Raw genomic sequence first — 3109 nt, 5'->3', positions numbered from 1 at the left:
ATCTTCCACACCTGTCTTTACATCCATACCATATTCCGCAAGACCGCCAGTAAGGGGGAGCATGATGCCGATTTTGATCGTCTCATTGTCTCCGTAATCCGGCGTATGTACGACAGCACCAAAGAGGATGACACAGCAGATGAGGCCTGCGATGATGAAGGGCAGGTATTCAAGGAGTGTTTTTTTCATTTCTCTTTCTCCTCTTCCTTTTGTGGTGGTTTTTCCCCGTCCTCTCTCTCAAACCGGGTTGTGAGGGAATAGCTCTTCATCCGGACGATGCAGCAGAAGAGGATCACTCCCATGGTAATTGCAAAGACCATCGGCAGCAGGCTGGCCCGGACGATCGTCATGAATTCAGCAAAGGTGGCAATGTCCGAGAGGAGGGGCACAATGATGAAGATGTGTATCGTCTCGACGATGGCCACGAGTATGAATCCGCGGAGATAGGTAATGTTTCCACGGAACATCCGGGTATAAAATCCTGCCACAATGCCTGCCACGATGGCTGCCACAGCACAGGCAAGGGCGGTCTTCTCCGCACCGGGGATCTGGTAGCGGTATACCGCACCGATAATGCCCGCACATGCCCCGATAACGGGTCCTCCCACTATGCCTGCAAGGATCGGGCCGAGGTCACGGAAGTTGATGATGATGCCCTCATACGGGATGCCGCGGAATGTACCGTAGATGGAGATTACCCCGAAGATGAGGACGGTCCAGAACCGGTCAATCCAGGTCGGCTTTCCCCGGATGACATCACGGAAGAGTGTGGTGCCGGCAAAGACAAAGACGACAAAGGCGACGACGATCATGCGTTCTGCAAGCGGCAGACCGAACATGATGATGCCCTCTTCCATAAAGAGTGCCATCAGAAGAAAGATGAGGCTGCCGATGGTCATGACCGCAGTCCAGATGCGGTTTGGCCTTTCGGGATCTTTGATCTCCATATTGAGCCAGATGAGAATGAACCCCACCACCGCAAAGAAGACCGAGGCAACAGCCGAGACCCCGTGGACCAGTGCCATCGGCTCCCCGATGATGACTCCGCTCACGATGATCGCAGTGAAGATGAGGAGGATGAGGCGGAAGGTGGTCCGCTCTTCACATTTCATCGCATATCCGGTGTGCAGGATATCGGATATGGCCCGGGCCCGGCCATCCATACCTGTCAGCACCGCTCCGAACATGATGAGATACCCTGTCGCAAGAAACGTCTGGGAGCCGTACGGGATGGAGGCGATGACATAGAGTATCTGGGCGATGAGTGCATCGACACTGAAGGTCTCGCCGTGGGCCAGGTATGAGATGGAGAAGCCGGTGACGCCGAGAGAGATGAAGAGGACGGTGATGATACCCACAAAGAGGAAGGCGATGATGAGGTCAAGATTGACCCCCACAATGGACCTCCGGTAGAATGCCGGACCCTTCTCATCACCTGCCTTCTCTTTGAGCCAGATGGAGTATAAGAGGAGGTTCAGGGATGAACCGACTGCCCCCATGAGGGCCATAATCGAGAGCAGGGATCCTGGCGGGATCTTCGGCATGATTCCCGGCAGCATCGCTGCAAAGGAGATGGGGAACTGGGTGAGTGAGAAGGCAATGCCAAGGAAGAGTAAGACGGCGATCAGAATAATCGTGTGTTCCAGCCGTTCATAGGATTCTTTCCAGAGCAGGATGAGGATGGCCGAAAGAGAGAGGAAGACGATCATTTCAGTGGAGTTGATGCCCGGGACAATGTAGTCCATGAAGATGCCGCCTAAAAGCAGCATGCCCGCAAAGGCAAACATCTCAAGGAGATAGATGACCATCACAAGAATCCCTCCCCAGTTTTTCGGCCCGGGAATGGAGATGAGGCCCTGGAAGATGGTCTTCCCGGTGATCATCGTATAGCGGGCGATACCGTTTACGAATGCAAATTTATAGATGAGCGTAATGGCGATGACCCAGATGAGTGCGTAGCCGAAGTGTGCGCCTATTTCGACAGCCTCTGCTATGCCGCTCTCGCCTGCAGCGGCGACTGCCAGCAGAAGTCCGGGTCCGAGAAACCGGAGGTAATCAGGAACCCGGTTTTTGATTGTGTAACGAAATTTTTTGGCCATCTCCGATGCTCCCTGAATTGCTAAACAATTTATTTGCCCGGGTTACTTAAGGGTGGTGAAAGTGGTGCAGCACAAGAATCTGATGATGAACCTTTTTTACTCTGCTCCACACAATATTGAATATATTAAGTGTGCAGGTCGGTTCTGTTCTTATTATGAAGAATGCTCTGTTCCTGTCTGCTCATGATTGGTGATCACGTTTGTCTGCACGAGAAGATATGCCACTACTGGATGTATGCCGCGGATTCTGTGAGAATGCACCGCATGCCATGCTCATTGCAGATGCGGGCGGGGAAATTGTCTGGGCCAATGCAGCGGCAGCCCGGATTCTCGGGAAGGAGTCTCCGGCTGACCTCTTCCAAAAACAGATTACGTCTTTACTCTTCTCCCGTAGTATAAACAGCTGGGATGACCTCTCTTCCCTGACCCAAAAAACCGGGACATTTTCCTATTCTGTTCTTCCCTTGGGGGGGATGGATGCCGGTGCCACCCTCGATGTCATGATCTCCCATGCGGCAGAGGCTGAGAAGGAGTGGTATTATATCTATATCACCTCTGTTCCCGGAAAGATGAACACCATATCTTCGACACGGCACGATGGGGAACGGCTCAACCTGATCCTTCAGTGTGCTGACCTTGGGGTATGGGATGTGATTCTCAGTAGCGGTGAGGTGGTAGTGGACGGGCGCTGGGCGAAGATGGTTGGCTACCGGTTGGATGAACTGCTGCCACTCACCGCAGAGGGGTTCATTGAATATGTGCATCCGGACGATCGGGATGTGTGCCTCAGTCTCTTCTCCGCCTGGAGTAAGGGCAAAAACCCGACCGGTTCCTATGGGATGCGTCTGCGGCATAAGGATGCCACCTGGGTCTGGATTTCTTCGCAGTGGCAGGTTTTCCAGAGCCCTGAGGAAGAACCGGAGCTCCGTGTGGTGGGTGTCCACCAGGATATCACCGATATGGTGAAGAAGGATGAGGCCATCCATGAAGCGCAGAAGAAGATTAGATCG

General features: G+C 53.3%; 3 protein-coding genes. 1 reads left to right on the top strand and 2 read right to left on the bottom strand.

Annotated elements, in window-relative coordinates; genetic code table 11:
- Both MKMG_RS11175 and MKMG_RS11170 read right to left on the bottom strand, forming a co-directional pair.
- Nucleotides 1-189 (bottom strand): ABC transporter substrate-binding protein (locus tag MKMG_RS11175; RefSeq protein WP_165078012.1); only part of this gene is annotated, 189 nt, incomplete at its 3' end.
- Nucleotides 186-2099 (bottom strand): Nramp family divalent metal transporter, encoded by a 1914-nt coding sequence (locus tag MKMG_RS11170; protein WP_165078010.1) that lies wholly within the window; start codon nt 2097-2099, stop codon nt 186-188. The genes MKMG_RS11175 and MKMG_RS11170, both read right to left, overlap by 4 nt.
- A 200-nt stretch (nt 2100-2299) precedes the next feature.
- On the opposite strand from MKMG_RS11170, the gene MKMG_RS11165 reads away from it, so the two are divergent.
- Nucleotides 2300-3109: PAS domain-containing protein (locus MKMG_RS11165; RefSeq protein ID WP_165078008.1), on the top strand; the 810-nt coding region annotated here is incomplete at its 3' end.

The organism is Methanogenium sp. MK-MG, assembly GCF_009914725.1.
In the GTDB taxonomy this organism is placed as follows: Archaea; Halobacteriota; Methanomicrobia; order Methanomicrobiales; family Methanomicrobiaceae; genus Methanogenium.
Note: the sequence above shows the minus strand (reverse complement) of the source record. Positions and strands in the feature narration are given on the sequence as shown.